At 64.9% G+C, this 25,780-nt stretch carries 25 protein-coding genes; 7 read left to right on the forward strand and 18 right to left on the reverse strand.

What is annotated here, in order from left to right; translation table 11 throughout:
• Positions 1-46 precede the first annotated feature (46 nt).
• On the forward strand, positions 47-1,432 hold the full coding sequence (locus MIN45_RS05265; RefSeq protein WP_286293849.1) for a class II fumarate hydratase: 1,386 nt from the start codon (positions 47-49) through the stop codon (positions 1,430-1,432).
• Positions 1,429-2,235: an MOSC domain-containing protein gene (locus MIN45_RS05270; RefSeq protein ID WP_286293851.1), complete on the forward strand. Its 807-nt coding sequence runs from the start codon at positions 1,429-1,431 to the stop codon at positions 2,233-2,235. The genes MIN45_RS05265 and MIN45_RS05270 overlap by 4 nt, the downstream gene beginning before the upstream one ends.
• On the opposite strand, the gene flgL is transcribed toward MIN45_RS05270, so the two are convergent.
• The 13 genes from flgL to MIN45_RS05335 form a co-directional block, all read right to left on the reverse strand.
• Positions 2,236-3,471: a flagellar hook-associated protein FlgL gene (gene flgL / locus MIN45_RS05275; protein WP_286293852.1), complete on the reverse strand. Its 1,236-nt coding sequence runs from the start codon at positions 3,469-3,471 to the stop codon at positions 2,236-2,238.
• A gap of 169 nt (positions 3,472-3,640) precedes the next feature.
• On the reverse strand, positions 3,641-5,299 hold the full coding sequence (gene flgK / locus MIN45_RS05280) for a flagellar hook-associated protein FlgK (protein ID WP_286293853.1): 1,659 nt from the start codon (positions 5,297-5,299) through the stop codon (positions 3,641-3,643).
• A gap of 13 nt (positions 5,300-5,312) precedes the next feature.
• Positions 5,313-6,197 carry a flagellar assembly peptidoglycan hydrolase FlgJ gene (gene flgJ, locus MIN45_RS05285; protein ID WP_286293855.1) on the reverse strand — a complete coding sequence of 295 codons (885 nt, stop codon included), beginning with the start codon at positions 6,195-6,197 and terminating at the stop codon, positions 5,313-5,315.
• Between the two features lie 3 nt (positions 6,198-6,200).
• Positions 6,201-7,292: a flagellar basal body P-ring protein FlgI gene (locus tag MIN45_RS05290; protein ID WP_286293857.1), complete on the reverse strand. Its 1,092-nt coding sequence runs from the start codon at positions 7,290-7,292 to the stop codon at positions 6,201-6,203.
• A 9-nt stretch (positions 7,293-7,301) separates the two neighbouring features.
• Positions 7,302-7,973, reverse strand: coding sequence for a flagellar basal body L-ring protein FlgH (locus MIN45_RS05295; protein WP_286293858.1), 672 nt, complete (start codon positions 7,971-7,973; stop codon positions 7,302-7,304).
• A 4-nt stretch (positions 7,974-7,977) separates the two neighbouring features.
• On the reverse strand, positions 7,978-8,766 hold the full coding sequence (gene flgG, locus MIN45_RS05300; RefSeq protein WP_286293859.1) for a flagellar basal-body rod protein FlgG: 789 nt from the start codon (positions 8,764-8,766) through the stop codon (positions 7,978-7,980).
• A gap of 27 nt (positions 8,767-8,793) precedes the next feature.
• Positions 8,794-9,534 (reverse strand): flagellar basal-body rod protein FlgF, encoded by a 741-nt coding sequence (gene flgF / locus MIN45_RS05305; RefSeq protein ID WP_286293861.1) that lies wholly within the window; start codon positions 9,532-9,534, stop codon positions 8,794-8,796.
• A 12-nt stretch (positions 9,535-9,546) separates the two neighbouring features.
• On the reverse strand, positions 9,547-10,767 hold the full coding sequence (gene flgE / locus MIN45_RS05310) for a flagellar hook protein FlgE (protein ID WP_286293862.1): 1,221 nt from the start codon (positions 10,765-10,767) through the stop codon (positions 9,547-9,549).
• A gap of 15 nt (positions 10,768-10,782) precedes the next feature.
• Complete coding sequence (locus MIN45_RS05315; protein WP_286293863.1) at positions 10,783-11,445, reverse strand: flagellar hook assembly protein FlgD; 663 nt, start codon at positions 11,443-11,445, stop codon at positions 10,783-10,785.
• Positions 11,446-11,448: 3 nt separating this feature from the next.
• On the reverse strand, positions 11,449-11,868 hold the full coding sequence (gene flgC / locus MIN45_RS05320) for a flagellar basal body rod protein FlgC (protein WP_286293864.1): 420 nt from the start codon (positions 11,866-11,868) through the stop codon (positions 11,449-11,451).
• A 3-nt stretch (positions 11,869-11,871) separates the two neighbouring features.
• Positions 11,872-12,264 carry a flagellar basal body rod protein FlgB gene (gene flgB, locus MIN45_RS05325; protein ID WP_286293865.1) on the reverse strand — a complete coding sequence of 131 codons (393 nt, stop codon included), beginning with the start codon at positions 12,262-12,264 and terminating at the stop codon, positions 11,872-11,874.
• Between the two features lie 142 nt (positions 12,265-12,406).
• The gene (locus tag MIN45_RS05330; protein WP_286293866.1) at positions 12,407-13,273 is read right to left on the reverse strand and encodes a CheR family methyltransferase; all 867 of its coding nucleotides are present in this window, start codon (positions 13,271-13,273) and stop codon (positions 12,407-12,409) included.
• On the reverse strand, positions 13,273-14,208 hold the full coding sequence (locus MIN45_RS05335; RefSeq protein WP_286293867.1) for a chemotaxis protein CheV: 936 nt from the start codon (positions 14,206-14,208) through the stop codon (positions 13,273-13,275). The genes MIN45_RS05330 and MIN45_RS05335 overlap by 1 nt, the downstream gene beginning before the upstream one ends.
• Before the next feature lie 265 nt (positions 14,209-14,473).
• Between MIN45_RS05335 and MIN45_RS05340 the strand changes: the two genes are divergently transcribed.
• Positions 14,474-15,832, forward strand: coding sequence for a Na+/H+ antiporter NhaC family protein (locus tag MIN45_RS05340; RefSeq protein WP_286293868.1), 1,359 nt, complete (start codon positions 14,474-14,476; stop codon positions 15,830-15,832).
• 16 nt (positions 15,833-15,848) lie between these two features.
• Here MIN45_RS05340 and MIN45_RS05345 read toward each other — a convergent pair whose 3' ends face one another.
• The gene (locus MIN45_RS05345) at positions 15,849-16,892 is read right to left on the reverse strand and encodes an NADP(H)-dependent aldo-keto reductase (protein WP_286293870.1); all 1,044 of its coding nucleotides are present in this window, start codon (positions 16,890-16,892) and stop codon (positions 15,849-15,851) included.
• A gap of 66 nt (positions 16,893-16,958) precedes the next feature.
• Here MIN45_RS05345 and MIN45_RS05350 point away from each other — a divergent pair, with 66 nt between their 5' ends.
• The gene (locus MIN45_RS05350) at positions 16,959-17,993 is read left to right on the forward strand and encodes an AI-2E family transporter (RefSeq protein ID WP_286293871.1); all 1,035 of its coding nucleotides are present in this window, start codon (positions 16,959-16,961) and stop codon (positions 17,991-17,993) included.
• A 55-nt stretch (positions 17,994-18,048) separates the two neighbouring features.
• Positions 18,049-19,617 (forward strand): helicase HerA-like domain-containing protein, encoded by a 1,569-nt coding sequence (locus tag MIN45_RS05355; RefSeq protein ID WP_286293872.1) that lies wholly within the window; start codon positions 18,049-18,051, stop codon positions 19,615-19,617.
• Here the strand turns inward: MIN45_RS05355 and MIN45_RS05360 are convergent.
• The 3 genes from MIN45_RS05360 to MIN45_RS05370 form a co-directional block, all read right to left on the reverse strand.
• A complete protein-coding gene (locus MIN45_RS05360; protein ID WP_286293873.1) occupies positions 19,611-20,501 on the reverse strand; it encodes a hydroxylamine oxidation protein HaoB in 891 nt (296 codons plus the stop codon). The genes MIN45_RS05355 and MIN45_RS05360 overlap by 7 nt on opposite strands.
• The gene (locus tag MIN45_RS05365; protein WP_286293874.1) at positions 20,498-22,069 is read right to left on the reverse strand and encodes a multiheme c-type cytochrome; all 1,572 of its coding nucleotides are present in this window, start codon (positions 22,067-22,069) and stop codon (positions 20,498-20,500) included. The genes MIN45_RS05360 and MIN45_RS05365 overlap by 4 nt, the downstream gene beginning before the upstream one ends.
• Before the next feature lie 80 nt (positions 22,070-22,149).
• A complete protein-coding gene (locus tag MIN45_RS05370) occupies positions 22,150-23,787 on the reverse strand; it encodes an alpha-D-glucose phosphate-specific phosphoglucomutase (RefSeq protein ID WP_286293875.1) in 1,638 nt (545 codons plus the stop codon).
• A 70-nt stretch (positions 23,788-23,857) separates the two neighbouring features.
• Between MIN45_RS05370 and MIN45_RS05375 the strand changes: the two genes are divergently transcribed.
• A complete protein-coding gene (locus MIN45_RS05375) occupies positions 23,858-24,409 on the forward strand; it encodes a L,D-transpeptidase family protein (protein WP_286293876.1) in 552 nt (183 codons plus the stop codon).
• Positions 24,410-24,485: 76 nt separating this feature from the next.
• Positions 24,486-24,773 carry an Lpp/OprI family alanine-zipper lipoprotein gene (locus tag MIN45_RS05380; RefSeq protein WP_286293877.1) on the forward strand — a complete coding sequence of 96 codons (288 nt, stop codon included), beginning with the start codon at positions 24,486-24,488 and terminating at the stop codon, positions 24,771-24,773.
• Positions 24,774-24,821: 48 nt separating this feature from the next.
• On the opposite strand, the gene MIN45_RS05385 is transcribed toward MIN45_RS05380, so the two are convergent.
• Positions 24,822-25,769: a L,D-transpeptidase family protein gene (locus MIN45_RS05385; RefSeq protein ID WP_286293878.1), complete on the reverse strand. Its 948-nt coding sequence runs from the start codon at positions 25,767-25,769 to the stop codon at positions 24,822-24,824.
• Positions 25,770-25,780: the final 11 nt, after the last annotated feature.

Here is a 25,780-nt window from a genome sequence, read left to right on the forward strand (position 1 = left end):
GATTCCGATAGAATGGACTTTCCATCCTAGTGTTACGAGGGCAGCGATGAGCGAATACCGCATCGAAAAGGACAGTATGGGCGAGGTCCGGGTTCCGGCCGACGCCCTCTACGGCGCCCAGACCCAGCGGGCGGTGGAGAACTTTCCCATCAGCGGACTGAGGATGCCGCAGGCCTTCATCCGCGCGGTGGCGCTGATCAAGCGCACCGCCGCTGAGGTCAACCGCGACCTGGGACTGCTCGACGAGGCCATCGCCGACGCCATCGTCGCTGCCGCCGACGAGGTGCTGGCGGGCAAACACGACGACCAGTTTCCGGTGGACGTGTTCCAGACCGGTTCCGGCACCAGCACCAACATGAACGTCAACGAAGTGCTGGCCACCCTCGCCAGCCGGATCTGCGGCAAGCCGGTCAGCCCCAACGACCATGTCAACTTCGGCCAGAGCAGCAACGACGTCATTCCCACCGCCATCCACGTCAGCGCCGCCCTGGAAATCCACGAAAAGCTGCTGCCTGCGCTGACCCATCTGGGGGCGGTCATCGGTGCGCGTACGGCGGAACTGGACGACATCGTCAAGACCGGCCGCACCCATCTGATGGACGCGATGCCGGTGCGCATGGGCCAGGAAGCCTCCGGCTGGGAGGCCCAGATCGCCGACGATCTGGCGCGATTGCGCGACGTCTGCCGCCGCCTCTACCGTCTGGCCCAGGGGGGGACGGCGGTGGGGACCGGCATCAACACCCATCCGGAATTCGCCACCCGCTTCGCCGCCCGCCTGGCGGTGGTGACCACCCTGCCGTTCGTGCCGGCCCGCAATTTCTTCGCCGCCCTCAGCGCCCAGGACACCGCGGTGGAGGCTTCCGGCCAGCTCAAGGTGATCGCCTGTAGCCTGATGAAGATCGCCAATGATTTGCGCTGGATGAACTCCGGCCCCCTGGCGGGGCTGGCGGAGATCGAGCTGCCGGCGCTGCAGCCGGGCAGCTCCATCATGCCCGGCAAGGTCAACCCGGTGATCCCCGAGGCGGTGTGCCAGGTCTGCGTCCAGGTGATCGGCAACGACGCCGCCATCGCCATCGCCGGTCAGTCGGGCAATTTCCAGCTCAACGTCATGCTGCCGGTGATCGCCCACAATCTGCTGCAGAGCATCGAAATTCTCGCCAACGCCTGCCGGGTGCTGGCGGACAAGGCGATCGAGGGCTATGCGGTCAAACGGGAAAACATCGAGCGCCCGCTGGCGCGCAATCCCATCCTGGTGACGGCGCTCAACCCCATCGTCGGTTATCTGAAGGCGGCCGAGATCGCCAAGCGGGCCTACCGGGAGGGGCGTGCGGTCATCGACGTGGCCGAGGAGATGACCGGCCTGCCGCGGGAGGAGCTGGAGAAGATCCTCGATCCCCGGCGACTGACCGAAGGAGGGTTCGTCAAGCCATGAGCGCGCCGGTCCTGACCGAACTGCATCTCTACCCGGTCAAGTCCCTGGGCGGCATCGCCGTGGACCGCTGGGAACTGGATGCCTTCGGCCTGCGCTTCGACCGCCGCTGGATGGTGGTGGACCGGGAGGGGAAATTCCTCACCCAGCGCCAGCATCCCCGGATGGCCTGCATCCAGCCCCGTATCGACGCGGCGGGCAGGCTGACGTTACGGCATCCGCGGCAGGGGAGCTTCGAGGTGCCGCCGGCCGATCCAGAAGCGCCGCGCCTGGCGGTGACGGTCTGGGGCGATACCGTGAAGGCGGCGCCGGTGGGAGAGGCCGCCGACCGCTGGCTGAGCGAGGCCATCGGCATCGATTGCCGGCTGGTATGGTTCCCGGACGACGTCAAGCGCCAGGTGGACACCCGCTACGCCGCCCCCGGAGAGCGCACCGCCTTCGCCGACGGTTTCCCCCTGCTCCTCATCGGCCAGTCCTCCCTCGACGATCTCAACCGCCGCCTGGAAAGCCCGGTGCCGATGCGGCGCTTCCGTCCCAATCTGGTGGTGGCCGGCGCCGCAGCCTACGCCGAGGACAGCTGGCGGCGCATCCGCATCGGCGCCGTCACGATGCGCGTGGCCAAGCCTTGCTCGCGCTGCGTCATCACCACCGTCGATCCCGAGACCGGCCGCCGCACCGGCCAGGAGCCTTTGGCGACCCTGGCCAAATACCGCCGCCGCGGCAAGCACGTCTATTTCGGCCAGAACGTCATCCACGAGACCCGGGGGGAACTGGCGGTCGGGGAGACGGTGGCGGTGCTGGCCTGATCAGCGGATGTAATTGAACAGCGACAGGTTCTGTACTTTGACGAAAGCCTGCTGGGCCGCCTGCAGCCCCACCTGCTGCAGATTGAAGCGGGCGATGGCCTCGGTGTAGTCCAGGTCTCTTATTTCCGACAGGGCGCTCTGCATTTCCACCACGAATCGCTCGTTGACCTGCCGCTGCTGAGCGACAGCGTTGAGGCGGGCGCCGATACTGGCGCGGGCATTGTTGAGCTTCTCCAGGGCGTTATCGAGCGCCAGCAGGGAATCACCGATGAGGTTTTTGGCGCTTTTGTCGTCCAGGTCGCCGTCGAGCGCTTTGACGAACTGGTCTATGGCGGTGAAAGTGTTGTCGTAGCGGTGCAGCTGGGCGGTATCGCCGACGCTGCCGGGACTGCTCCAGGTCAGCACCAGCTTGCCGGCGTCGTCGCCCAGGCCCTCGGCGACGGTGAAAGGGGCGGGCAACGCCGTGGCGGCAGCGTTGAGGGCGGTGGCCAGCTCGGTCAGGGTCGGGTCCTTGTCCATCGGCCCCACGCTCAGTTTGACCCCGTCCACTTCCAGTTCGAAAGAAGCCCCGGGGGTGAGGGCGGCGACAGGAATCTTCTGCACTTCCACGGTGGTCGGCGTCCCCTCGGTGATGTCCTCGGGGGTCACGTCGATGCGGGCGGTTTCCACCCGTTCGAACACGTTGCTGCCCGGATCGCCATCCGCCAGGCGCCGGGTGGGGCCGATCTGGATCAAGCGCTGGTTGGCGTCACCCTGGTATCTGTAATAGCCGTCGGTGGCCAGGGTGTCGGCGGTGTAGGGCTGGGTGTGGCTCTTGGTGCCGGCGAACAGGTATTCGCCGTTGGCGTTCTTGGTGTTGGCCAGCCCCAGCAGCTCGCCAAGCGCTTGGCGTACTTCTTGGGCGATGTACTGTCGGTCCTCCGGGCGCAGGGAGGCTTCGTTGTTGGCCCGCACCGCCACCTCGCGGATGCGCTGGAGGATGTTGGTCATGCCGTCAAGGGTGGCGTCTTCCAGACCCAGGCGGTTTTCGATGGTATTGATGTTGTTTTGGTACTGCTCGTGCTTGCGGATGACTTCTTCCAGATCCAGAGTACGGGCGGCGGCGACCGGATCGTCGGCGGGGGTGAGGATCCGGTCGCCGCTGGCCAGTTGCAACTGGGTCTTGTTGAGGTGGCGCTGTTGTTCGAGGATGGCGTTGGTGCCGAGCCGTTGCATCAGGGCGGTGGACAGACGCATGGTTTACGGTCCTCTGACTGATGGTGTGGAAGGGCTCCGGGACAGGGGCAGGGCATGGGTGGAAGGGCGTACCCGGCCTGGATGGCCGGGTATCGAGCCCCCAGGGAAGGGTTCACGGCGTCCCTGGAACCCATGCCCTGCCCCTGTCCCGATACCGTTCACGATGTGGTTACCTCCGAATCGCCCCGATGAGCGTGTCGAAGGTCTGGGTGGCGGTGGCGACCACCTGGGCGGCGGCCTGGTAAGCCTGTTGATACTTGACCAGATTGGCGGCCTCCTCGTCGAGGTTGACGCTGCTGACCTCCGCGCGTGCCTGTTGGGCCTGTTCCTTGACGGTTTCATGAGCGCTGCGGCTGATCTCCGCCGCCCGCGCCAGCGTGCCCACCTCGGCGACCGCCTGACTGTAAGCGTCCTGCAGGGTGGCTTTGCCGCCGAGAAGCAGCTTGCTCGATTCCAGCCCCGCCAGTTCCAGGGCGGTGGCGTTATCACCGATGGCGCCGCCGCTGGTGTCGTTGGCGGCGGCGGCGATCCGGCGCGGGTCGGTCAGATCGGTGGCGATCTGGCCGGCGGCATCGGCGGTGGGGCGGATGAGGAAACGGTCGCCGGCCACCGGTGGGCTGGCGGCATCGAGATCGATGGTGATGCCGTCGATGGTGGCCGGAAAGCCGGTCAGAGTGGTTTGGGTCCGGTCACTCAGCCGGGTCAGGGTGTAGCTGGCGCCGTCGTATTCCAGCAGGTAGTCGCTGGCCTGCAGATTCTGGACGGTGTGATTGCCGCTGGCATCGGCGGCGTAAGTGGCGGTGATGTTGCCGCTGGCATTCTTCAGCACCGGGATCGTCGGTGGGCTGAAGAAGTTTAGGTTGGTGTTGCCGTCGAGATCGTATCCCTTGGCATGGAGATCGTTGAAACGCAGCGCCAGACCGGCGGCCAGCCGTCCCAGCTTGTTCTGGGTCGGGATCAGCACCTCCTCACGGAAGCGCATCAGGCCGCCCAGCTCGCCCCCCGAAAGGGTCTGGGTGATGGTGGTGGTGACGCCGCCGGTGGTGAGGGTGACCTCTTGGCGGTTGGGATCGAGATCGTTGGGCTTCAATCCCAGGGTGCTGGTGCGGGAATCGCTGACCAGATTCTGGCCGTTGCCGATGAAGACGCTGACGGCGCCGTTGTCCTGGGGGACCGGGGTAACGTCGATCTTCTCCGCCAGTTGCTGAATCAGCAGGTCGCGGCGGTCGAGGAGATCGTTGGGAGGCTTGCCTTGGGAGCGGGCCAGCTCGTAGACGATCTTTTGGTTGAGCTGGGCGATCTCCCCGGCGGTGGCGTTGACCTCCGCCACCAGGTTGCGCAGGTCGCGCTGGGTCTGGGCGTCAATTTCTTTGAGGCGGTTGTCGAGGAGGTTGAAACGGTCGGTCAGGGTGGCAGCCTCGGTCAGCAGGGTCTGGCGCCCAGGGATGGAAGTGGGATCGTCGGCAACGGTGTGGACAGCGTTGAAGAAGTTTTTCATCGCCGAGGCCATGCCGACGTCAGGATCGGCGACGATGTTGTCGATCTGCCGGGTCATGGCGTAATAGCGGTCCACCTCGGCGAAGCCGGTGGTCGCCTTGCGCAGGCGGGTGTCGAGGAATTCGTCGTAGGCGCGTCTGATGGCGGTGGTCTGTACCCCGGTGCCGAAGTAGCCGGCGCCGCTGAACTGCGGCTCGCGGGTGCCGACCTCGGTGCGCTGCCGGCTGTAGCCCTCGGTGTTGACGTTGGCGATGTTGTGGCCGGTGGTGTCCAGCGCCCGTTGGGTGACCCGCAGGGCGGAGGTGGCGATGTCGAGGATAGCGCTTCCCATGACCGTTCACTCCTTAGCGTGCTGCCACCCGTCGATGCCGATAAATGGCAAGAATCTTGTCCGCATAATTAGGATCGGTCGCATAGCCCGATTCTTGAAGGGCGCGCAGGTATTTTTCCGGATCGCCGGCATGGCGCAGGGCCCGGCGGTAACGGGGCTGGCGCAGCAGGTCGGCGTAGTCGGCGAAGCTCTGGTCGTAATCGTCGTAGGCACGGAAGGCGGCCCGCTTCTTCACCGCCACCCCGTCGAGATATTCGAGGGTGTTCACCTGGACCCTGTCGCCTTCCCAGCTGCGTCCGGCCTTGATATTGAACAGGTTGTGGCTGCTGCGCCCGTCGGGGTGGTGGATGATGCGTTTGCCCCAGCCGGTCTCCAGCGCCGCCTGGGCCAGCAGCAGGTCCGGATCGACGCCCAGGGCGGCGGCCGCCTTTCTGGCCTTGGGACGCAGCGCGGCGATGAATTGCTGCGGGGATTCGAAGCGTGACGGGGCAGGTTCCGGCGTGGGTGTCGCGGCCGGTGCCGGAGTCGCCGCTTTTTTCGCGCCCCCCGCCGGGACCGCCTGACGGCTGATGCCGGGTTGGGGCATGGCGGGTGGGCGGGCCGGTTCCCCGTCACCGAGCTGGCGCACGATCATGTCGGCGATGCCGACGCTGCCCTGCCGGGACAGGTGCAGGGCCAGCTGGTGGTCGTACATTTCCCGGTAGAAATCGGTGCGGCTGTTGTCGAAGATCGGATCTCCAGGGCTGGCCTGGCGCATCTGCTTGAGCATCAGCTCCAGGAACAGGGCCTCGAACTGTTTGGCCGCTTCCCTGAGGGCCGTGTGGCGGTCCTGTCTGGCCTGCAGGCGCAGCTCGGCCAGCTGGGTGAAATCGGTGTAGAGGGCGGTCGGATTCTGCATGGCCTAGATCACGATCAGTTCCGCATCCAGGGCGCCGGCGTTCTTGAGCGCCTCCAGGATCGCCACTAGGTCCGAGGGGGCGGCGCCGACGGCGTTGACCGCCCGTACCAGATCGTTGAGGGAAACGCCGGGGTCGAACACGAACATGTGCTTGCCCTGTTCCTCGACGCTGATGTCGGACTGGGGCACCACGGCCGTGGTGCCGCCGGCGAAGGGGGATGGCTGGCTCACCCTTGGGTTCTCCCGGATGGTCACCACCAGCTTGCCGTGGGACACCGCCGCCGGGCGCACCCGTACGTGGCGGTTGACGACCACGGTGCCGGTGCGGGCGTTGACGATCACCCGCGCCGGGGCTTCGCCGGGCTCCACTTCCAGATTCTCGATCATGGAGACGAAGGTCACTTTCTGAGCCGGGTCCACCGGCGCTCCCACCTGCACCGAGGTGGCGTCCAGGGGACGGGCGGTGTCCGGTCCCAGGATGCGGTTGATGCTGGCGGCGATGCGCTGGGCGGTGGTGAAGTCGGCCCGGTGCAGGTTGAGCGTCAGATAACGGGCGTTGCCGAAGGGCGAGGGAACCGCCCGTTCCACGGTGGCGCCGTTGGGAATGCGCCCGGCGCTGGGGATGTTGACGGTGATGCGGGAGCCGTCCTGGCCGCTGGCGGTCAGGCCGCCCACCAACAGGTTGCCCTGGGCCACGGCATAGATCTGGCCGTCGATGCCCTTGAGGGGGGTCATCAGCAGGGTGCCGCCGCGCAGGCTCTTGGCGTCTCCGAGGGAGGAGACGGTCACGTCCAGCGTCTGCCCCGGTTTGGCGAAGGGCGGCAACACCGCGTGGACGGCGACGGCGGCGACGTTCTTGGACTTGGGATCGACGCCGGGCGGCAGGGTGATCCCCAGGCGGGCGAGCATGTTGCGCAGGGTCTGGCCGGTGAACTTGGTCTTGTCGCCGGTGCCGTTGAGGCCCACCACCAGGCCGTAACCGATCAGCTGGTTGGGGCGGACCCCGGCGATGCTGGCCAGGTCCTTGATCCGTTCCCCCCGGGCCAGGGGGACCAGCGCCAGTAACAGGATGCCGAGCCAGAGCCTTGCTTTCATGCCGTCACCTCAGAAGGGAAAGAACACGCTGTTGAAGAACCGGGTCAGCCAGCCGACTTGTTTCACGTCGGCCATAGCGCCCTCGCCGGTGTACATGATGGTGGCGTCAGCCACCTTGGTGGAAGGCACCGAATTGTCGGCGTCGAGATCCACCGGGCGGACGATGCCCGCCAGGCGCACGTATTCGTGGCCCTCGTTGATGGTGATGCGTTTTTCCCCCTGGACCCGCAGGTTGCCGTTGGGCAGCACTTCCACCACGGTGACGGTGATGGTGCCCTTGAGTTTGTCGTTCTGTTTGCTCTTGCCGGTTCCCTTGTAGTTTTTGGTACTCTTGGCGTCGGTTTCAAAGTTGACGCCCAGCGGCTTTGCGGTTCCAAACAGCATCGGCAGCGAGCCGCCGATCTTGTTGCCCTTCTTGATTTCCAGTTCGGACTCCTTGGTCGCGTCGGTGTTTTCCACCAGGCGGATGGTAAGAATGTCGCCCACCTGATGGGCGGTCAGGTTCTCGAACAGGGTCAGGTGCTGGTTGGCGCGGAAGATGGCGCCGGTGGGTTGTGGCGGCGGCGGCCGGTAAGCGGGCGTGGCTGGCGCGAACAGGGCGTTGTGGCGCGGCAGCGACTCTGGCAGGGTGGTGCAGCCGGCGGCCAGCAGCAAAGGGACGAAAGCGGGCAGACGCATCATCGCATTACAGGTTGTTGTTGAGGAAGCCCAGCATCTGGTCCACGGTGGAGATGGCCTTGGAATTCATCTCGTAGGCGCGCTGGGTTTCGATCATGTTGACCATTTCCTCCACCACGTTGACGTTGGAGGTTTCCAGGGAATGCTGCACCAGGGCGCCGCGCTCCTCCTCGCCGGGATTGCCCACCGTGGGGGCGCCGCTGGCCACCGACTCGCGGAACAGGTTCTCGCCGATGGGCTCGAGCCCGGTGGGGTTGACGAAGTCGGCCAGCTGGATCTGTCCCAGCTGCTGGGGGGTGGGGGTCCCGGGGATGGTGACCGAGACGATGCCGTCCTCGCTGATGGTGATGCTCTTGGCGTTGGCGGGAACGGTGATCGCCGGCTCCAGAAAGTAGCCGCTGGCGGTCACCAGCTGGCCCTCGGCGTTCAGCTTGAAGGAACCGTTGCGGGTGTAGGCGAGGTCGCCGTTGGGCAGCAGCACCTGGAAGAAGCCACGGCCGTTGATGGCCACGTCCAGGGCGTTGCCGGTCTGGATCAGGTTGCCCTGGGTGTGGAGCTTCTCGGTGGCCACCACCCGCACCCCGGTGCCCAGTTGCAGGCCGGAGGGCAGCTCGGTGTTCTGACTCGACTGGGCCCCCACCTGGCGGATGTTCTGATACAGCAGATCTTCGAACAGGGCCCGCCCCTTCTTGAAACCGGTGGTGTTGACGTTGGCGAGATTGTTGGAAATCACCGCCATCCGGGTCTGCTGGGCATCGAGGCCGGTCTTGGCGACCCAAAGGGCACGGTCGGTCATGGTCGTTTCTCCTTGCGAGGGGTTCGGTTAAACCATGCGCAGCAGCTGCGCGGCGGTGTCGGCGTCGTCCTCGGCGGTCTTCATCATCTTCACCTGCAGCTCGTAGCGCCGCGACAGTTCGATCATGTCCACCAGGGCGGCGACGCTGCTGACGTTGCTGCCTTCCAGGGCGCCGGAGACCAGGGTGATCCCGGCGTCGGCCTCGGCCGGCTGGCCCGATTTGAGCCGTATCAGGCCGTCTTCGCCTTTCTCCAGTTGTTCCGGGGCGGCGCGCACCAGCTTGATGCGGTCGACGACCGCCAGTACGTCGGGTTTTTCCCCCAGCGGGACGATGCTGATGGTGCCGTCGCTGCCGATATCGACCTTCTGCGCCGGGGGAATGGCGATGGGGCCGTTGTCCCCCAGCACCGGATGGCCGTCGCCGGTCTGCAGCAGCCCTTCCGGGGTGATGCGCAGGTCGCCGCGGCGGGTGTAGGCTTCGGAGCCGTCGGCGGCCTGGACCGCGATCCAGCCGTCGCCCTTGACGGCGACGTCGAGCTCGCGGCCGGTGCTCCGGATCGGTCCGGGATCGAAGTCGGTGGCCGGGCGTTCGTTGAGGGCGTAGACCCGGCTGGGATAACCGGGTCCGAACACCGGCATGCTGCGGAACTGTTCCAGATCCTGTTTGAAGCCGGTGGTGTTGACGTTGGCGAGATTGTTGCTCACCGACGCCTGGGCCCGCAGGGTTTCCCGGGCGCCGCTCATGACCACGAACAGGCTGCGATCCATGATTCAGCTCCCTCAGCGCAGGTTGAGGAGGGTCTGGATGACCTTGTCCTCGGTGGAGATGGTCTGGGCGTTGGCCTGATAGCTCTGCTGGGCGACGATGAGGCGTACCAGCTGTTTGGACAGGTCCACGTTGGAGGCTTCCAAAGCTCCGGATTGGACCGTTCCCAGATTGTTCTGCCCCGGCGCCCCCAGGAGTTTTTCTCCGGAAAGGGTGCTTTCCCCCCACATGGTATTGCCCAGTTTGGTCAGGCCCTGTTCGTTCTGGAAGCGGGCCAGGGCGATCTGTCCCAGCTTTTCCGCGTTGCCGTTGCTGAACCGGGCGAACAGGATGCCGTCGTCGCTGATCTCCAGGCCGGTGAAATCTCCCGCCGGGAAACCGTTCTGGCTCATGGCGTTAATGCTGAAGTCGCTGTTGAACTGGGTGGAATCGGCGAAATCGTAGGTGATCGTCAGAGGGTCGGCGCCTGTAATGGAATAGGGCGGGTAGGTTGCCTTGGTCACGCCGGTCGTTCCACCTACGCTGATCAACGCGCCATTGGTGTTGAATTCCAAGGTGGTGGGCCCTCCGAGGGAAGCGCCGTCAATGTATTGATACACGTCCCAAGTGTTGGGGGTGGTGGGATTTTGGGTGACGAAGTAACTCGTTATGGTGTGAGGGTTGCCGAGGGAATCGTAAACCGTGACTGAAGTGGCTTTGTTGTAGGATTCCGGTTTCGTCGGGTCGAAAGGAGTGATGGCGGGTATTGAATCTGCAGAGTCGAGATTCACATTGAGTTTTACTTCGTCAGTGGCCTGGGGTTTGCCTTTTGTCGTCTCCACCTTCAAGGCTCCCTGGGAAAAATCCGCCCGCCAGCCGAACAGATACTTGCCCTGGTCGGTGACGATGTAGCCGTTCTTATCGAGTTGAAAAGCGCCGTTGCGGGTAAAGGCGGTGGGTTCGCCGTTGGGAGTGTCGGTCAGGGAAAAGAAACCGCGGCCGCTGATGGCGATGTCGAGCACGTTTTCGGTGTATTCCAGATTACCCTGGGAATGGATCTGGGCCACTTCGGTCACACGCACGCCGCTGCCGGGCGTGGTCTTGCCGGAACCGAAGAAGCTGCTGGCATAGACGTCGGCAAACTCCGCCCGCGATTTTTTGAATCCGACGGTGTTGGCGTTGGCGATGTTGTTGCCGGTGGTCTGCAGATCGGTGGATGCGGCGTTGAGGCCGCTGAGCGCGGTGCTGAAGCTCATAGGGTTATTACCTCCTTAAAGAATTTGCTCGATGTCCTTGAAGTCGACGCTGCCCAGACCTTCCAGATCCACCTTGAGGCCGTAGCCACCTTTGGCGGTGGAGATGCTTTCCACGGTGGCCGGCACCAGGGTGGTGAGAGCCTGGTTTTCACCGTCGACCACACCTTCGGCCTGGATACGGTAGCGGCCCGGCTCGGCGAACTCGCCGTCGTCCTTGATGCCGTCCCAGCTGAAGGGCGCCCGTCCTTTGTCCTGGGGTCCCAGCTCCAGGGTGCGGACAGTGATGCCCTGGGGATTGACGATTTTGATCCGAACCCCGGTGGCCGGAGCGTCCAGCTTGAGGGCGCCGCGGATTTCGCCGCCGGGAGGCAGGCGGGTCTCGTTCCCTTTCACCAACACCTGCCTTCCCACCAGATTGGCGGCCTGCAGGGCCTGGTCGGAGCCGATGGCCTTGGCGAAGTCGGCAAAGGATTTCTGCAGCGACTGGATGCCGGAGACGGTGCCGAACTGGGCCATCTGGGTCAGGAATTCGGTGTTTTCCATCGGTTTCAAGGGATTCTGATGGGTCATCTGGGTGGTCATAAGTTTGAGGAAGTCGTCCTGGCCCAGTTCGTTGCGCGGCTTTCCAGGGCTTTTAGGCTTCATCAGCCCCAGTTCTTGAAGGCGGTCCACGTTCATGGCTTACTGCCCCATCTTCAGGGTCTGCATCATCATTTCCCTGGCGGTGTTGAGCACCTCGATGTTGTTCTGATAGGAACGGGATGCGGCGATCATGTTGGCCAACTCCTCCACCGGATCGACGTTGGGTTTGAAGATATAGCCGTCGTCGTTGGCCATGGGGTGGTTGGGGGCGTATTCCATCCGCAGCGGTTCCGGGCTTTCCACCACGCCCAGGACCTTGACTTCGGTGGTGGTGCTGTGAAGGCGGTCGAAGGCGTTGCGGAACTGGGCTGCGAACACCGGCTGCCGGGACTTGTAGGTCTGTTCGATGCTGCTGGAGACGCTGTCGACGTTGGCCAGATTGCTGGCGGTCAGATTGAGCCGCAGCATCTGGGCGTTCATGCCGGAGCCGGCGACGTCGAAAATCTTGAGGCTGGACATGGGTTACTCTCCCCGAATCGCTGTCATGAGACCGGAAAACTTGCCGTTGACGAAACGCAGGCTGGCCTGATAACGCAGGGCGTTTTCGGCGAACTTGGCCTGTTCGATGTGCTCCTCGACGGTATTGCCGTCCAAGGCGGCCTGCTGGGGGACGCGGTAGAGCAGACGGAAACGCGCATCCTCATCATCCAGCGACAGATGATCCGGACTGGTTTTTTGGAGCGGCAGCTTGGGCGCATCCGGCCCGCGCAGCAGCCTGTCTACGTCGAAATCTCGGGCTTTGTAATGTGGGGTGTCGGAATTGGCCAGATTGGAGGCCAGTACCTCGGTGCGCCGGGCTCGGAGCTGGAGCGCTTGTGGATGGAGCCCTAGGGCGTTGGCAAAGCTGATCTTCATGGGACTATCCGATACCTGCAATGACCTCGCAGGTAATTTAGCATTTCCCATGCCAGAATTTGCTTTAAAAGAAATCAGGCAGTTGGAGTTTGCGTGTTGGGCGTGGCGGCAAAATTTCGCCGCTGTGACGGATTTCTGCCACTCAAGCCGGACGTCGATAAACTCGCTTTCCCTGCAGGGAAAGCGGTTGCAGTGCTTCGATCGGCCCCGGCAGGGTTTCGGTGCTGCTGAGAAAAAGATAGCCGCCGGGTTCGAGGGTGGCGGCAAGACGTCGGAGGATGTCGCGTTTGGTTTCCGGCGTAAAGTAGATCAGGACGTTGCGGCAAAAGATGAGATCGAAGCGCCCGAGGGCGGTGTAGGCTTTGAGGAGATTGAAGAGCTGAAAACGGACCAGGGCACGGACTTCGGGTTTGAGCTGCCAGCCGTTGACGTGAGGCTGAAAATAACGCTGCCGGATCGGTTCCGCCAGGCCGCGGCTGAGGGAAAGGTCGGAATAGACCGCTTCGGCGGCGGTTTTCAGCACCTGTTGCGACAGATCGGTGCCGACGATACGCAGATTGGCCCGCGGCAGCCGCCCCTCGCGCACGGCTTCCAGGGCGGTGATGGCGATGGAGTAGGGTTCCTGCCCGGTGGAACAGGCAGCGGACCAGATCCTAAGGGTGCGGAAACGCTGCCGGCTCAGATCGGCCAGCAGCCGCTCCTTCAACAGCTCGAAATGGGCCCGGTCACGAAACCAGAAGGTTTCGTTGGTGGTCATGATGTCGACGATGCGGCTGTGGATTTTCCCGGGCAGCCGCCCGCGAACCAGCGCCTCGATCAGGGCGTCCAGGCTGCCCAGGCCGGTTTCCGGCAGGATCTGAGTCAGCCTGCTCTGGACCAGGTAGCGCTTGCCGTCCCCCAGGGTGATGCCGCTGTGATCGCGCAGAAAGCGCTGGAAGTCACGAAACGCAGCCGCCGACAGCGCATCCCCATTGGGGGACGGCAGCTCCAGGGCACGGGCGCCCGCCATCAGGCCGCCTTTCTGGCGTCGTATTCGCGCAAGCGCTCCTGGACCGCAGTGGCCAGTTCGTCAGGAGAGAACTTGGCCAGGAAGCGGTCGGCCCCCACTTTCTTCACCATCGCCTCGTTGAACACGCCGCTGAGAGAGGTATGGAGCAGTATGTAGAGACCCTTCATCTGCGGGTGTTCGCGCATTTTGGTGGTCAGGGTGTAGCCGTCCATCTTGGGCATCTCCACGTCGGAGATGACCATGCTGAGGAAATCGTTGAGATCCTTGCCTTCTTCGATCCAGGCGCTCAGTTTTTCGTAGGCGTCCTGACCGTCGCGGGCGAGGGTGGATTCGACCCCGAGCTGATCGAGCACCCGCTTGATCTGATTGCGGGCGACCATGGAATCGTCCACCACCAGGATGTGGTGTTCGTTATCCACGACCTCGCTGTCGATGATACCTTCGGAAACCTCCTCGTCGCCACCGATGATCTCCTTCATGATCTTTTCCACGTCGATGACCTCGATCAGTTCGTCCTCGAACTCGGTCACCGCGGTCAGATAGCTGTCCTTGCCGGTCCCCCGGGGCGGCGGTTTGATCTGGTCCCAGCCCATGTTGATGATGCGGTCCACTTCGTGGACCAGAAATCCCTGCACCGAGCGGTTGTATTCGCTGACGATGACATAGCCGCTGCCGTCCCGCGGCAACGCTGGCCCGCCGATGCCTTTGGACAGGTCGAGAATGGGGACGGTCTGGCCGCGCAGATGGGCCATGCCGCACATCACCGGGTGGGCTTCCGGCACCTGGGTCAGGGGCGGGCAGGAGATCACTTCCTTGACCTTGAACACGTTGATACCGAAACGCTGCGGCCCCTGAAGGCGGAACAGCAACAGCTCCAGACGGTTGTGTCCGGCCAGCTGGGTACGTTGATCGACTCCGGCAAGAATACTCGACATGGCGCCCTCCTTGATGGGATTTGTACAGAGTTTTTTCCTGTATCGGCCGGAAGGCAGCGGAATTGAATACTAAATCTTGATTTCAAATCCCCTGGGGTGCCCTGTCCATTTGTGTGAGGACGCTTGGGATCACTGTGATGGAAGGACCAAGGGGGCTCCAGAAACAGTACAGTGCAAAATTCTCCAACAGGCGTCGAGGTTGACGCCGGCCGGGCAGGGCGGAAAATAGAACCCTTTTGGCAACAACAAGGATAGGACTTCCACCATGTCGACCTGGCTGTCCCTGCTTCCCGCCCTGGTGGCGATTCCGGTGGCGATGATCACCCGCCGCGTGCTGCTGGCCCTCGGCCTCTACATCTTTCTCGGTGCCCTGATCCTGGAGGGGGGCTGGCTGCCGGACGCCTCGGCGCGGATGGTGAGGACCGTCTGGCAGGTGGCCACCGACCGCGACAATGTCCTCATCATCGTCTTCAGCCTGTTGATCGGGGGGCTGATCGGCCTGATCCAGCGCTCCGGCGGCATTCAGGGCTTCATCCACTGGGCCGAGGAGCGCTGGTTGAACAACGATCCCCGCAAGGTCAGCGGCCTGGCTTTCCTCACCAGCATGGCGCTGTTCATCGAAACCTATTTCGGCGTGCTCATCGCCGGTCTGGTGGCGCTGCCCCTGTTCGACCGCTACAAGCTGCCGCGACTGCGCCTGAGCTACATTCTCGACACCACCTGTTCTCCCAAATGCATGTTGATTCCGGTCAACGCCTGGGGTGCCTACATCATCACCCTGCTGGCCGATCAGGGGGTGGCGAGCCCTGCCTGGGTGCTGGTGAAATCCCTGGGGTTCATCTTCTACGGCTGGGTCGCCATCGCCCTGGTGGCGGTGGTGGCGCTCACCGGCTGGGAACTGCCCTGGCGGTTGCCGGTTTCGGAAAAGATCGTCGGCGACCTGCCCCACTTCGGCACCGCCATCGCACCTTACCCCCGCTCTCCCGCCCACCCGCGCTATCTGTGGTGGCCCATCGCCGGGCTGGTGGGCAGCGCCCTGCTCCTGCTGCTGGTCACCGGTGATGCCCCGCTGGCCATCTTCAGCGCGGTGCTGGTGACGCTGATCGCCACGGTGATCTACTTCCGCCGCGACGGCGTTTTGCCCTGGCGGGAGATGGTGGCCCCGGTGCGCGAAGGGGTGCGGGTCATCCTGCCGCTGATGTACTTGCTGATCTTCGCCTTCTCCGTCGGGGCGACCACCCACGCCCTCGGGACCGGCGAATACTTGGCCGGCGCCCTGCGGGGGGAGCTCGATCCCCTGTGGCTGCCGTTCCTGGTGTTCGGCATCGGGTGTCTGATCTCCTTCGCCACCGGCACTTCCTGGGGCACTTTCGCCATCCTCATCCCCACCGTGGTGCCGATGGCGGAGGCCTTCGAGGTTTCCACCGCGCTGCTGGTCGGCGCCGCCCTCAGCGGCGGGTTGTTCGGCGATCACTGTTCACCGGTGTCCGACACCACCATGATCGCCTCCCTCGCCGCCGGGGTGGAGCCCATCGAACACATCCGCCACCAGTTCCCCTACGCCCTGCTGGGGGCCGGTGTGGCCCTGATCCTCTACCTGATCGTGGGATCGGCGATGGTCTGATCGCGGCTGCCGGCGCTTAGGGCGCCACGTTGGGATAACAGCGGTGGACCGCCTCGATTTCCTGCAGCACCGCCTCCGGCAGTTCCAGTTCGATGCTGGCGAGGTCGGCCTCCAGCTGTTCCAGAGTGGTGGCGCCGATGATGTTGGCGAGCAGGAACGGACGCGAATTGACGAAGGCCAGGGCCATCTGCGCCGGGTCGAGCCGGTGACGGCGGGCGATCTCCACGTAGCGGCGCACCGCCGGTTCCACGTGGGGGCCGCTGTAACGGCGGTAGGCCGGGAACAGAGCCAGGCGGGAGCGGGGCGGCAGGCGGCCGTCGAGGTATTTGCCGCTCAGGACCCCGAAGGCCAGGGGCGAATAGGCCAGCAGCCCCACGTTCTCGCGGTGGGCGATCTCCGCCAGGCCGATCTCGAAGCTGCGGTTGAGGAGGTTGTAAGGGTTCTGGATGCTGACGATCCGCGGCCAGCCGTGTTTCTCCGCCAGCCGCAGATACTGCATGACGCCCCAGGGAGTTTCGTTGGAGACGCCGATGGCGCGCACCTTCCCTTCTTCCACCAGCCGGGCCAGGACCGCCAGGGTCTCCTCGATGGGAATGCCGTCGGCCCCGGGCTGGTGCCGATAGCCGAGACGGCCGAAGAAATTGGTGCGCCGCTCGGGCCAATGGACCTGATACAGGTCGATGTAGTCGGTGCGCAGGCGTCGCAGGCTGCCTTCGATGGCCTGACGGATGTGCTTTTCGTTGAGGCGGGGGCCGCCGCGGATATGGGCGATCCAGTCACCGGGACCGGCCACCTTGGTGGCCAGGACGATGCGGTCGCGGCGCCCCGTTTTGGCCAGCCAGTTGCCGATGTAGGTTTCGGTCCGGCCCTGGGTTTCGGCTTTGGGCGGAATGGGATACATCTCGGCGGTGTCGAAGAAGTTGACGCCGCGCTCGAAGGCCAGGTCCATCTGGGCGTGGGCCTCGGCCTCGGTGTTCTGCTCGCCGAAGGTCATGGTGCCGAGACAGATGCGGCTGACTTCCAGGCCGGTGTCCCCGAGGGGCTGACAGGGCATTTTCATGGAATTGTGCTGCAGGAAAGTTGGCTTCGGGCTATTTTATAGCCGTTTCCAGTTTTCGGAGTCACCATGCCCTCATCTGAAGCCCATACCTGGTGGCTGAGTATCGCCGCAGGCGTCGTCATCGTCGCCGGCATGCAGGCGGCGGCCGACATCCTGGCGCCGCTGCTGCTGTCGCTGTTCATCGCCATGATCTGCTGGCCCCTGGTGGATTGGCTTTACCAGCGCAAGATGCCGGCGTGGGGCGCGATCGCCATCGTCATGCTGGGGCTGATCGTGGCCATGACCCTGATCGGCCTGTTTCTGGGCCAGTCCATCAACCACTTCATCGACAACCTGCCCTATTACCAGACCCGGCTGCAGGCCAGCCTCGGGGTGCTGGTGGAGTGGTTGCAGGACCTCGGTATCGACGTGTCCCAGGAGGAGTTCGAGCAGACCATCAACGCCGGGCGCCTGATGGGCTTCGCCGGCACCCTGCTGACCACCTTGACCAACGCCTTCGCCAACACGGCGCTGATCCTGTTCTACGTGACCTTCATGTTCATGGAGGCGTTCATCCTCCCGGCCAAGCTGCAGGCGGCCTTCTCCGTCTCCAGCCGGGCGTTCCGTTTCGAGCGCTTTTTCGCCAACCTGCGCCGTTATCTGCGGCTCAAGACCCTCGTCAGCCTGGCCACCGGGGTGGCGGTGGCCCTGTGGCTGACGTTCCTGGGGGTGGACTATCCGATCCTCTGGGGTTCGGTGGCCTTCGTCCTCAACTTCATTCCCAACATCGGTTCCTTCATCGCCGCCATTCCCGGCATTCTCTTGGCCCTGGTGCAGCTGGGACCGGAGGGGGCCTTCTATACTGCCCTCGGCTATCTGGTGGTCAACACCGTCATCGGCGGCCTGATTGATCCGCGGGTGGTGGGCAGCGGCCTGGGCCTGTCCACCCTGGTGGTGTTTCTGTCGCTGATCTTCTGGGGCTGGATTCTGGGACCGGTGGGAATGTTCCTGTCGGTGCCGATCACTGTGGTGGGCAAGATGCTGCTGGAGGAGCATCCCCAGACCCGCTGGATCGCCGCCTTGCTGGGAGACGGCCGTATCCGCACCGGTCTGCCGGACTGAAGCGGATTTTCGGCTACCTTTAATCGTAACGGTGAGTCTTTCAGGGAGCCGATGGATGACGGGGAATCGGTTGTTGCAGGTGGCGCCCAGCCGTTTCGAGGCGTGGGTGGAGGAGGAGGCGCTGGCGCGGCTGGGACAGTTCTTGGTGATCGAGGGCCGCGGCGTCCGGGTGCTGGGGCTGGTCAACTGGAGCCGGGCCGAGGATGACGGTTTCCGAGTGGGGCTGTTGCCGCTGGGGGAGCTGGACGCGCGCCGCCGTTTCCAGCGCGGGGTGCGCTGTTATCCGGTGCCGGGCGCCGGCATCGCTGCGGTGGACGAGGACGACCTGCGGCAGATGTTCGCCACCTTCAGCGCCTTCGGTTTTGGCATTGGCGAGATCAGCGGCCGCACCGGGCAGACCGCCTACCTCAATCCCAGCGCCCTGTTCGGACGCAGCTTCACCATCCTGGGCCAGTCCGGCGCCGGCAAGTCCTGGACCGTGGCCAGCCTGTTGCAGCAGGCGGTGGCGGCGATGCCCAAAGCCCACGTCATCCTCCTCGATCTTCACGGCGAATACTGCTGGCGCGACGACGAGGGCGCCCTGCACGCCGCCTTCCCGGAGGGGACCTACCGCCACCTGGACGCCCGGCGCCTGGAGATCCCCTACTGGCTGATGACCTTCAGCGAGCTGATCGATCTGCTCATCGACCGCAGCGACGAAGGCGCCTCGATCCAGACCGCCTTCCTGCGCGACACCCTGCACCGGCTCAAGAAGCAGGAGGCCGAGCGTCTCAACATCGGCTTCGTCTCCATCGACGCGCCGATCTGGTTTTCCATCGAGGAGCTGTACCGCGAGTTCAAGGCCGCCAACGAGCAGCGCACCGACTTCGGCAAGACCAAAGGCCCCCTGTTCGGTCAGTTCGACGAGTTCCTGGTCAAGCTCCAGAGCCGCTTCAACGACGTGCGCTACGACTTTCTCCTCAAACCCCGGCGGCGCAACGCTTCCGAGGCCCTGGCCGGGCTGCTGCGGGATTTCGTCGGCCTTGGCGATCCCAGGTGCCAGATCACCGTCATCGACCTCAGCGGCGTGCCCTTCGACGTGCGTCCGGCGGTGTCGGCCCAGATTGGCCGGCTGGCGTTCGAGTTCAACTACTGGAACCCGCGCCGGCGCGAGTTCCCGCTGGTGCTGATGTGCGAGGAGGCCCATGCCTACATCCCCCGTGCCGGCGGCAGCCGGTTCGAGGGCACCCGGCGGTCGATGGAGCGGATCGCCAAGGAAGGGCGCAAGTACGGCGTCGGCCTCGGGGTCATCAGTCAACGTCCCCACGAATTGTCGGAGACGGTGCTGGCCCAGTGCAGCACCTTCATCTGCCTGCGCCTGACCAATCCGGACGACCAGGCCTATGTGCGCGACCTGGTGCCCGACGCCGAAAGCGATCTGGTGGACGTGCTCTCCACCCTCGGCCGTGGTGAGGCGATGGTGATGGGGGAGGCGGTGCCGCTGCCCACCCGGATCTGCATCCACCGTCCCGATCCTGCGCCCCACAGCCAGGACGTCAATTACCACGCCGCCTGGCGCGAGGGGCCGGAGGATCTCAATGTGGAAGCCATCGCCGAGCGCTGGCAGCGGCAGGGGCGTTACTGAAGCCGGAACAGCTGCAGCTGCCGCCCCGGCGTCTGGAAGACCGGCGTCAGTCCCGCAGGGGGTGGCGGGTTGGCGGTGAAGGGAAGCAGGTGCAGCAGCAGGACGTCGGCGGGGGCTGCCAGGCGCCAGGCGGCGATGCCGGCGGGAATCTTCCGGGGCAGGTAGCCGAGACCGGTTTCCCCGGCCCAGCGCTGGACCGCGGCGATCTGGGCATGGAGGCCGTCGCCCGGCGGGAAGATCCTCACTTCCAGAGGCAGTTTCACCCCCGCCAGCCGTTCGACTTCGTCCGCCCGGGTCAGCAGATCGGCGTTCACCAGCAGATAGCGGGGCCGCGGCGGCGTGTCGCGGTGCAGCGCGGCCAGCCCTTCCCCGGCCGGGGCGGTCAGCCAGCGGGCCAGTCGCCGCAGCCGGCCTTCATCGTCACTGAAACCGCCGCTGAGCCGGCGCCACAACGCCCGGTCCCTGGCGGCGAAGGCGTCCGCCGGCGGCTGTCTCACCCAGACCTTCCGCCCGCTGAGAAGATCGACCCGCTGGGCGTCGTCCCACCAGGCCAGGACCAGGGCGTCCGGTTCCAGTCGGTTCAGGGCTTCCCCGAGGGCCTGCCAGTGTTCCCAGGTGGGCGTGTCCGGCGCGGGCACGAGGGCCTGGCGGGATTGGTCGTCATCGTCCCGATAGCGGGCCACGTACAGGGTCAGGCGGCGCCCGTCGGGATGCTGCAGCCGCCAGCGGGTGAGTGCGTCGATGGGATGGCGGCCGTGGTAATCGGCCGGCACCGGGACCGGCTCGGTGGTCACCTGCCACGGTGACGGGCGGGGCCAGAAGAAGCTGGCGATGAGGGCGGCGCCCGCCAACAGCAGGGCGCCGCCCAGCCAGAGACGTCTCACTTGCGCCGGCCCAGCACCACCAGACCGCCCACCAGCAGCGCCGCGCCCAGAGGCAGGCGCAGGTCGGTGTCCGCCAGCCGCAGGGAGTCGGGCAGGAAGGCGAGCCGGGTCTTGGCCTCAGCCCGCAGGCGGGTGTTCTCATCCATGATCTCGGTATAGTCGCGCAGCAGCGGCGACCAGCCCTCGCTGTAGGTGTAACCGCCGGGGTTGGCGTGCACCAGCCCCTTGTAGAGCTTGATCAGGTCGTGCTCCCACATCTCGGCATAGACCCGCTCCACCCGCGAGGGGTTGTTGCCCTTGGCCCAGAACAGCTGGAAGAAGCCGCCCGGGGCGTCCTGCGCCGGGGCCGGCGGGGCCGGGCGGTTGGTCTTCTGTCCCGGCAGCAGGCCGTCGTCGTAGAGCTTCTGCACCACCTGTTTGGCTTCCTGCTCCACCTTCAGCCCGGCGAGGATGCCCTTGTCGGCGGTCTCCAGCCAGGTGCGGCCGAAGCGGGGCGAGTGGCACTGGCTGCAGGTGCCGACCCAGGCGTCCAGGCGCTTTTGGAACCAGGGATGGTCCAGGTTTTCCGCGATCGCCGGGGTGGGGTTGAAGCCCCAGCGCACCTTGCGCACCAGGTTGTGGCTGAACTGCCCCTGGTATTCGAAGTGGCACAGCTGGCAGGTGGGCGCGGTGTAGCCGCCCCGGGCGATGGCGTCCTTGAGGGGCGCCTCGAAGTTCCACTGCTGTTTGTGAGTCTGATAGACGGTGCCGTGTTTGGACAGCAGATAGTTCTCGAACTCGTTGTGGTCGACGCCGTTGTGGCAGGTGGCGCAGGCCTCCGGCTGCCTGGCCTCGGCAGCGGAGAAGCTGTGGCGGGTGTGGCAGCCGTCGCATTTGTTCTGCTGGTAGTGGCACTGGTCACAGCCCTGGGCGATCTCCCGCTCGGCCATGGCGGCCCAGACGGCGGTCTCCACGTTGGCCTTCCAGTCCACCGCGTGGGAGGGATGGCCCTTGGGCCACTGCCCCTGGGGCCAGGTCTGTTCCTTCTCGGATTCGGCCTCGGCGAACTGCTGCACGTGACAGGTGCCGCACACCGCCCGGTCCGGCAGACGCAGGTCCTTGTCGTGGCGGATCTTGTCCTTGCCGACGCCGCCGTGGCAGTCGATGCAGCCCACCTGCTGCAGGTGCTCGCCCTGCTTCAGCAGCCCCTGTTCGACCAGGTTGGCCTCTACTTCGGCCAGCAGCTTCTTCTTGTAGGCGCGCACGTCGGAATCGGGCAGGGTGCGAATGCGCCCGAGATGGGCGTGGGTGCTGTCCTGCCAGGCCTTGACGAAGCCCGGGGTGACCCCCTGATGGCAGGCGACGCACTGGTCGCGCCCGACTTTCCCCTGGACGGTCTTGGGAGGCTCGTAGAAATCCACCGGATTCCAGTAGCGCTGGATGGGAATGGGCTGCCAGTGGCCGGCGAACTTGCCCTTGCCGGGATGATCGCGGTGGTACTGTTCGATCAGGGCCTTGGGGTCGGTGGCGGCGACGACCGGCAGGGCGAGCGCCAGCAGCAGTGCCAGGCGCAGGAACGTGGCGAACATGGCTTCCTCCTCAGTGGCGTTATGGTTTTTTGTCGCTATCTTACCGCAGGACTTTGGTATGTCCCAGCGGGCCGCTCCGGTCAGGTGATGACCGTGGGTCCGTCGCGGCCGGTGCGCTGTTTCACCTGGCTCAGGGTTTCCGCCAGTTCGATCAACTCCGTCAGGGTTTCCTGGGTGTCGAGATCGAGGCGGGTTGGATCGGGCTCGTAGCGTTCCATGTAGATGCGCAGGGTCGCGCCCTCGGTGCCGGTGCCGGAGAGCCGGAAGATCAGTCGTGCCTCCGGTTCCAGCAAGATGCGGATGCCCTGGCCAGTGGTAACGCTGCCGTTCACCGGGTCGGTGTAGCTGAAGTCGTCGGCGGCCTCGACGGTGAAGCTGCCAAAATGCTGTCCGGGCAACTCGGGCAGCTTGCGGCGCAAGTCGTCCATAATGGCGTGGCCGGTCTCGGCAGCGATGGCTTCGTAGTCGTGACGGGTGTAGTAGTTGCGGCCGAAACGGCGCCAGTGGTCCCGGACCAGGGTTGCCACCTCCTGGCCGGAGGCGACCACGATGTTGAGCCAGAACAGCACCGCCCACAGGCCGTCCTTCTCGCGCACATGGTCGGAGCCGGTGCCGAAGCTTTCCTCGCCGCAGAGGGTGATCTTGCCGGCGTCGAGCAGATTGCCGAAGAACTTCCAGCCGGTGGGGGTTTCGTAGCAGGGAATGCCGAGGGCGTCGGCGACCCGGTCCACCGCCCGGCTGGTGGGCATGGAGCGGGCTACGCCGCGCAGGCCGTCGCGGTAACCGGGAGCGCGGTGGGCGTTGGCGGCCAGCAGCGCCAGGCTGTCGCTGGGGGTGACGAAGAAACCGCGGCCCAGGATCATGTTGCGGTCGCCGTCGCCGTCGGAGGCGGCGCCCAGGGTGGGGGCGTCGGGGCCGTACATCCTCTCCACCAGTTCCCGGGCGTAGGTGAGGTTGGGGTCGGGATGGCCACCGCCGAAGTCTTCCAGCGGCACGGCGTTGATGACCGAGCCTTCCGGGGCGCCGAGCTGGTCTTCGAGGATGCGTTTGGCGTAGGGGCCGGTGACCGCGTGCATGGCGTCGAAACAGATGGACACTTTGCCGCTGCCGAGCGCCTGGCGCATGCGGTCGAAGTCGAACAACTGCGCCATCAGTTCGGCGTAGTCGGTCACCGGATCGATGATGCGGAGGATGGCGCCGTCGATCTGGTGTTCGCCCTGGGTGTCGAGGTCGATGTCGTCCATGACCGCGATGCGGTATTCGTCGATTTCCCGGCTGCGGCGGTAGAACGCCTCGGTGTATTTCTCCGGCGCCGGGCCGCCGTTGTCGATGTTGTACTTGATGCCGAAGTCGCCGTCGGGGCCGCCGGGGTTGTGGCTGGCCGACAGGATGATGCCGCCGAGGGCGTGGTACTTGCGGATCAGGTGGGAGGCCGCCGGGGTCGAAAGCAGCCCGCCCTGGCCCACCAGCAGGGTGCCGAAGCCGTTGGCCAGCGCCATCTTGACGATGGTCTGCAGCGCCTTACGGTTGTGATACCGGCCGTCGCCGCCGAGAACTAGGGTCTTGCCCGCTTTGTCGGGCAGGCAGTCGAAGATGGATTGGACGAAGTTTTCCAGGTAGTTGGGATTTTCCAGAAATACCCGGGTCTTCTTGCGCAGGCCGGAAGTGCCGGGTTTCTGATCCGGATAGGGCCGGGTTTGGCGGACTTCGATTCGCATGGCGGTCTTCCCCCTGTTTGCCTATAGTATTTCGTGACCACGAGTTTACCACCGGGATGAGGGAGGAACCATGCGCAGTCAGTGGCTCTGGGGTATCGTGCTGCTGGGGCTCTCATGTCTGGCCTGGGGACAGGCGCAGGAACGTCCCTGGGTGCTGGTGGACACCCGGGCCCACCGCCTCAAGGTGATGCAGGGCGAGCGGGCGGTGGCGGTGTTCGACCACATCGCCATCGGCCGCGCCGGGGTGACGCTGGACAAGCACGCCGGAGACAACAAGACCCCGCTGGGGGTGTTCCACATCGGCTGGATCAACCGCAAGAGCAAGTATCATCTGTTCTTCGGTCTCGACTATCCCTCGCTGCCCCACGCCCGGCGCGGCTGGCGCGCCGGGCTGATCGACGATCACACCTTCCGCGACATGATTCTGGCCAGTTTCGAGAACACCGTCCCGCCCCAGGACACCCCGCTGGGCGGCTACATCGGCATCCACGGCTTGGGCCGGGCCGATCCCCGCATCCACCGTCGCTTCGACTGGACCCGCGGCTGCATCGCCCTGACTAACGAAGAGATCGAGCGGCTGGCCCGCTGGGTCGGCGTGGGCACGACGGTGGTGATCCGCTGAACTTTTGACTTTGGAGGGTTGACTGTGTGATGATCTCCATTGTATGGACTATCGATAACAAAGGGGGATGTTCATCATGAAAACGTTTGCCAGATTTTTTGTCGTTGCGGGTGCCGTCGTCCTGATGAGCGGTTGTGCGTCTCAAGTGTCCCGTGAGGAAATGGATCATATGCACCATAGCATCCATGAACTTGAAGCCAAACTCGCCCAGACCGATGCTCTTGCTCACAAGGCTCTGAGCGAAGCTACCACCGCTCACGAGCATGCCTCCGAAGCCGAAGAGTTGGCCAAGGAGTGCAAGCAGATGTGCGCCGCCCACGGGGCCCACATGGAAAAGATGTTCCAGAAATCGATGATGAAATAACGGCCATCTGCAGCCGATATCCGACCGGGCCCCGCCGTTTGGCGGGGCTCAGTTTTTTGTGGCGGTCAGCAACGGCAGGGATGGCCCATCACGGGAGATTCTGACCGGAATCCCCCTGCGCTCCTCCAGGGCGGTCCGCAGCGCCGAACCGTCGATCTGAACCTTCAAGCCCAGGGTTTTCCTGGCGATCAGCGCCAGCGCCTGTTCCAGCAGCGTGTCGTAGCCGTCATCGGTTTCCTCCAGCGGTGGATGCACCTCGATGTACAGCGCCCCGGCCAGCCAGCCCACCTTGACCGGCTGGTCGACCATAGTCACCGGCGTGCCCACCGGCACCTCCGGAAACAGCATTTCGATGTCTTCCGGGTACATGCGCACGCAGCCGTGGGTGACGCGCATGCCGATCCCCAGCGGCTTGTTGGTGCTGTGGATCAGGTAGCCGGGGATTCCGAGCCGCATCGCGTACCGCCCCAGGGGATTGTCCGGTCCTGCGGGAACCACGTCGGGCAGCGGGTCGCCCTTCTCGGCGTGTTCCTTCTTGATTGATGCCGGCGGGCGCCAGACCGGGTCCTTGACCTTGGCCACCACGCGGGTGGTGCCGAGGGGGGTGGACCAGTCCATGCGGCCGATGCTGACCGGATGGGTGACGACTTTCGGGGGGGCTCCGGGGCGGGGTCTGGGAAAATAGTACAGCCGCATTTCCGGGACGTTGAGCACGATGCCGCGCCGGGGGGCGTCGGGGAGAATGAAGCGTTTGGGGATGACCACCTCCGCCCCAGGCGGCGGCGCCCAGCGGCTCAGGCCCGGATTGGCGAGGCGGATCTCGTTCTGCCCCAGATCGAAGCGGCGGGCGATGTCGAGCAGGGTGTCGCCCTCTTCGACCTCGGTGACGGTGACCCGGCCCACCAAGTCCTCGTCGGGCGGTGGCAGGACGAACGTGTCGGCCCGGACGGCCAGTGACAGAAGCAGTCCTGCCAGAAGCGGTAATTTTTTCAGCATGGTGGCGTAAA

It is taken from the genome of Methylomarinovum tepidoasis, assembly GCF_030294985.1.
GTDB lineage: Bacteria > Pseudomonadota > Gammaproteobacteria > Methylococcales > Methylothermaceae > Methylohalobius > Methylohalobius tepidoasis.

Bases quoted from the DNA above. Each gene is read 5' to 3' on its own strand.
- MIN45_RS05265 (WP_286293849.1), top strand. From the start codon at position 47: ATGAGCGAATACCGCATCGAAAAGGACAGTATGGGCGAGGTCCGGGTT.
- MIN45_RS05270 (WP_286293851.1), top strand. From the start codon at position 1,429: ATGAGCGCGCCGGTCCTGACCGAACTGCATCTCTACCCGGTCAAGTCC.
- flgL (WP_286293852.1), bottom strand. From the start codon at position 3,471: ATGCGTCTGTCCACCGCCCTGATGCAACGGCTCGGCACCAACGCCATC.
- flgK (WP_286293853.1), bottom strand. From the start codon at position 5,299: ATGGGAAGCGCTATCCTCGACATCGCCACCTCCGCCCTGCGGGTCACC.
- flgJ (WP_286293855.1), bottom strand. From the start codon at position 6,197: ATGCAGAATCCGACCGCCCTCTACACCGATTTCACCCAGCTGGCCGAG.
- MIN45_RS05290 (WP_286293857.1), bottom strand. From the start codon at position 7,292: ATGAAAGCAAGGCTCTGGCTCGGCATCCTGTTACTGGCGCTGGTCCCC.
- MIN45_RS05295 (WP_286293858.1), bottom strand. From the start codon at position 7,973: ATGATGCGTCTGCCCGCTTTCGTCCCTTTGCTGCTGGCCGCCGGCTGC.
- flgG (WP_286293859.1), bottom strand. From the start codon at position 8,766: ATGACCGACCGTGCCCTTTGGGTCGCCAAGACCGGCCTCGATGCCCAG.
- flgF (WP_286293861.1), bottom strand. From the start codon at position 9,534: ATGGATCGCAGCCTGTTCGTGGTCATGAGCGGCGCCCGGGAAACCCTG.
- flgE (WP_286293862.1), bottom strand. From the start codon at position 10,767: ATGAGCTTCAGCACCGCGCTCAGCGGCCTCAACGCCGCATCCACCGAT.
- MIN45_RS05315 (WP_286293863.1), bottom strand. From the start codon at position 11,445: ATGAACGTGGACCGCCTTCAAGAACTGGGGCTGATGAAGCCTAAAAGC.
- flgC (WP_286293864.1), bottom strand. From the start codon at position 11,868: ATGTCCAGCCTCAAGATTTTCGACGTCGCCGGCTCCGGCATGAACGCC.
- flgB (WP_286293865.1), bottom strand. From the start codon at position 12,264: ATGAAGATCAGCTTTGCCAACGCCCTAGGGCTCCATCCACAAGCGCTC.
- MIN45_RS05330 (WP_286293866.1), bottom strand. From the start codon at position 13,273: ATGGCGGGCGCCCGTGCCCTGGAGCTGCCGTCCCCCAATGGGGATGCG.
- MIN45_RS05335 (WP_286293867.1), bottom strand. From the start codon at position 14,208: ATGTCGAGTATTCTTGCCGGAGTCGATCAACGTACCCAGCTGGCCGGA.
- MIN45_RS05340 (WP_286293868.1), top strand. From the start codon at position 14,474: ATGTCGACCTGGCTGTCCCTGCTTCCCGCCCTGGTGGCGATTCCGGTG.
- MIN45_RS05345 (WP_286293870.1), bottom strand. From the start codon at position 16,892: ATGAAAATGCCCTGTCAGCCCCTCGGGGACACCGGCCTGGAAGTCAGC.
- MIN45_RS05350 (WP_286293871.1), top strand. From the start codon at position 16,959: ATGCCCTCATCTGAAGCCCATACCTGGTGGCTGAGTATCGCCGCAGGC.
- MIN45_RS05355 (WP_286293872.1), top strand. From the start codon at position 18,049: ATGACGGGGAATCGGTTGTTGCAGGTGGCGCCCAGCCGTTTCGAGGCG.
- MIN45_RS05365 (WP_286293874.1), bottom strand. From the start codon at position 22,069: ATGTTCGCCACGTTCCTGCGCCTGGCACTGCTGCTGGCGCTCGCCCTG.
- MIN45_RS05370 (WP_286293875.1), bottom strand. From the start codon at position 23,787: ATGCGAATCGAAGTCCGCCAAACCCGGCCCTATCCGGATCAGAAACCC.
- MIN45_RS05375 (WP_286293876.1), top strand. From the start codon at position 23,858: ATGCGCAGTCAGTGGCTCTGGGGTATCGTGCTGCTGGGGCTCTCATGT.
- MIN45_RS05380 (WP_286293877.1), top strand. From the start codon at position 24,486: ATGAAAACGTTTGCCAGATTTTTTGTCGTTGCGGGTGCCGTCGTCCTG.
- MIN45_RS05385 (WP_286293878.1), bottom strand. From the start codon at position 25,769: ATGCTGAAAAAATTACCGCTTCTGGCAGGACTGCTTCTGTCACTGGCC.